The organism is Cyanobium gracile UHCC 0281 (assembly GCF_034931305.1).
Lineage (GTDB): Bacteria > Cyanobacteriota > Cyanobacteriia > PCC-6307 > Cyanobiaceae > Cyanobium > Cyanobium gracile_A.
Window position 1 is genome coordinate 1 of the sequence record NZ_JAYGHY010000114.1, and the last position, 2695, is coordinate 2695.

Annotated in this window: 4 protein-coding genes; 1 reads left to right on the top strand and 3 read right to left on the bottom strand. The window is 70.5% G+C overall.

From position 1 onward, the window contains the following. The 3 genes from VB739_RS16465 to VB739_RS16475 all read right to left on the bottom strand — a co-directional run. Nucleotides 1-265, bottom strand: a 265-nt coding sequence (locus VB739_RS16465) for a Rho termination factor N-terminal domain-containing protein (protein ID WP_323358100.1), incomplete at its 3' end; no start/stop codon positions are given. 227 nt (nucleotides 266-492) lie between these two features. After that, a complete protein-coding gene (locus tag VB739_RS16470) occupies nucleotides 493-1257 on the bottom strand; it encodes a phycobilisome rod-core linker polypeptide (RefSeq protein ID WP_323358095.1) in 765 nt (254 codons plus the stop codon). 117 nt (nucleotides 1258-1374) lie between these two features. Continuing rightward, on the bottom strand, nucleotides 1375-1974 hold the full coding sequence (locus VB739_RS16475) for a phycobiliprotein lyase (RefSeq protein ID WP_323358097.1): 600 nt from the start codon (nucleotides 1972-1974) through the stop codon (nucleotides 1375-1377). Between the two features lie 64 nt (nucleotides 1975-2038). Here VB739_RS16475 and VB739_RS16480 point away from each other — a divergent pair. Beyond that, nucleotides 2039-2695 (top strand): DMT family transporter (locus VB739_RS16480; RefSeq protein WP_323358099.1); only part of this gene is annotated, 657 nt, incomplete at its 3' end.

A 2695-nucleotide genomic window follows, 5' to 3' on the forward strand; every position in this document is an offset into this window, starting at 1 on the left:
CATGGAGGGCGTCTGAGCGGTCGTCCTCGGAGATGTCCCAGAAGACATAGGCCCACTGGGGATCACGGGGCAGGAAGACGACGCGGGTCTCGGCGGCGGGCCGGGGGGCCGGGGGCATCTCGGCCTCAATGCGCTCGAGAGTCCGCCCTTCGCCTTCCTCCACCTGGCGGGTGCTGATGGCCTCCACCAGCTCCTCCTTGGACTTGCGGCTGTACAGAGAAACGCCGAGGTCACTGGCGATCTGCCGCAGCTGGCGCAGCGTCATCATCGCCAGGGAGGTCAGCGTCTTCTGGCTCACAACATCAGAATTCGTTTGGGATCAGTCTGGAGGACGTTTCCGCCTTTGGGCGAAGCCAGCCCTTGGTGGTCAGGATCCACTGACGGCCTGCGGTGCGCCCGGCCGCCATCGTTCAGCTCACCACAAAAAAGCCCCTGCAGCGGTGACGCTGCAGGGGCCGGTTGGAACGAAGCCATGGCGGTAACGCCCCGGCCTCAGCGACCGATGCTGCGGTAGGGCACCTTGGAGAGGTAGTCCATGCCGGTGTTGCCGGCGGCGGCGCTGCCGACGCCACGCAGGGCGGGCAGGGTGCGGACCCAGGGCAGGTAGTCCTGAGGGAAGCCACCGCGGCGCTGCTGGGCGCGCTCGGGGAAGCTGCGGGACTTGCCGGTGTAAACGATCTGGGGGAAGCCCAGGATGCCGCGGTAGTACGACTCGTAGCGGGGCGAGGTGAGGTTGAAGGGGGTTTCACCGACCTCGCGGGAGCCCACCACCCGGTTGCGGTGGTAGGGCACGGTGTCGTAGCCGAAGGCGTCGAGGTACTCCTGGGAGTCGAGAATGGCGTCCACCGCGCCCTTGACCCCTTTGGTCATGATCACGGCGGACCAGGCGATCTCCTCGGACTTGCCGTGGACCGGGCGGCCCAGCAGCTTCTCGACCAGGTGGCGGGCCACCCGGTAGTTGCTGTTGAGGTTGTAGAAGCTGCGGTTGAAGGTGTCCGACAGGCACAGGGAGCGGATGAAGTCCCGCACGTTGATCTGGCCGTCCCGCAGCTGGCACTCAAGGGTGCGGTCGCGGTCGACCTTGAAGGCATGGAAGAAGATCTGGCGGTAGGCCGCTTCGATCACGAAATTCTGATCTTCCCGGTCCATGGCCTTGTCCATGGACACGGCCTTGGGGTCCTCGTCGGAACCCACCCGGAACGGCGCCACGCGCGAGTTCTGGGAGGTGGGGGGGTACTTGAGGAGTGGAAGAGCCACGCGTGGTCCGGCATCCGTCGTTGGGGATCGTAGAAGTAGGGCCCCGGCGCCCTAGGGCCCTGGAGGGCAGGGCTCACAGTCCGTAACGTTGGCGACACAACGCCAGTGGCGCCGCTCTCACCAGCCCAGGGCTGACAGGCAGGCGGTTTCGGGGCTGCCCGGGGCCGTCGAGGCGCCTGCCGTGGCGCCGGGGATCCGGGTCTCAACGCAGAAAGAGGCGGTGTTGGAGAGCCCTTCGACGGTGCTAGTGCGCAGGCGCACGTCGGGCCCGGCGAAGCTGAACCGCTCCAGGCTGTTCATCGTCTCGTAGCTGGTGGTGAGCAGCAGGCCGTCCCGGTCGTCCATGGCGAAGTGGCCGGCCACCGGAGCTGTTTCGGCGTAGCCCCGGTCGCGCAGCAGCAGGCCGCTGCGGCCGCGTTCATCGGTGGGGATCAGGCCGAAGACGCTTTCCCCCTCGTGGGCCTCACCGGCCTTGTCCCAGGCCATCGAGCCGCTCCAGCGCACCCGGCAGCCCCCCACCAGGGCCGCGGGATCCTGGCCGTGCAGCACGGCGATCGCCTCCAGGCGCGGATCGGCCGCCTCCAGTTCCACCACCTCGATGAAGGAGCCGCCCGCTTCGGCGCGGCGGTGCAGCAGGTGGTGGCTGCTGCGCTGGGAGCGCCAGCGGCCGCAGCTGAGCCGGAAGAAGCTGATGGCGTCGGCGATGGATCCGCTCACGGGGGCTCAGGCGAAGGGGCGCGATCAGGCGATGATCGCAACTCTCCCACCCTCCCGCGGCCCTGTGTCCGCCGCTCCCGTCGCCGCCGCCCTGGCGGCCGCGTTCTGCTGGGCCTTCGCCAGCCTGCTGTGGCGCCGGCTGCCCACCTCCCTCTCGGCGGCCCGGCTGAATCTGCTCAAGAACCTGCTGGCGGTGGCCCTGCTGCTGCCGCTGGCCCTGGCGCTGCCCTGGCAGCTGGCGCCGCGCGCGTTGCTGCTGCTGGCCCTCAGCGGCGTGCTCGGGATCGCCCTGGGGGACACGTTGTTCTTCGCGGCCCTGCGGCGGCTGGGGACCCGGCGCACCCTCACCATCGACGCCGGTGGTCCGGCGGTCACGAGCCTGGCGGGGGTGGCCCTGCTGGGGGAGGTGCCCCGGCCGGCCCAGTGGCTGGGGATCGCGCTGATCACCCTGGCGGTGCTGCTGGTGGTGCAGCAGCGTGCCCCCGGGGAGGACGGGCTCGAGGGGGGCCTGCCGGCGGACGGCGAGGGTGAGGGCAGCGACGGGACCGGGGTGGCCCTGGCCCTCGGGGCCCTGGCCTGCGGCAGTGGCGGAGCGCTGCTGGCGCGGGCGGGCCTGCTGGTCGGCGGTCCCTCACCGCTGCAGGCCGCCACCCTGCGGCTGGCGGCGGCGGCGATCGTGATGTTGCCGTTGCTGGCGGGGCTGCCGCGGGCTGTGCAGGGG